The organism is Chromohalobacter sp. HP20-39, from assembly GCF_033052815.1.
Lineage (GTDB): Bacteria > Pseudomonadota > Gammaproteobacteria > Pseudomonadales > Halomonadaceae > Chromohalobacter.
Map to the genome: position 1 here is coordinate 1 of NZ_JAWHTP010000513.1, position 289 is coordinate 289.

General features: G+C 64.4%; 1 protein-coding gene. It reads right to left on the reverse strand.

The genetic code is table 11. From position 1 onward, the window contains the following. A partial coding sequence (locus RVY79_RS19005) for a TraU family protein (RefSeq protein WP_317466115.1) occupies positions 1–289 on the reverse strand: 289 nt, incomplete at both ends.

Consider the following 289-nt stretch of genomic DNA (forward strand, 5'->3'; position numbering starts at 1 on the left):
TGCGCCGACCTCACGCCGGCCCGGAATCAGCGCTTCCGGGTAGGCCATCTCGGGCACGTTGTAGCGCCAGGCCAGCGTGTCCAAGGTGCTGAGCAAGTACGGCATGAACGCCGTGCCCGCGCCCTCGCAGAAGTAACCCGACGACGAGACGAACTGGTTGAACACCTCGACGCCGGGGTGGCCGATAACGTCCGAGTTTTTGAACTTGGCGAGGTTGTTTTCGTGATCCTCGTTCGTGGTTCCATCGCCGCCCGCTTGGGCGGACGGGTTGGGCGTGCTCATTGCCCGG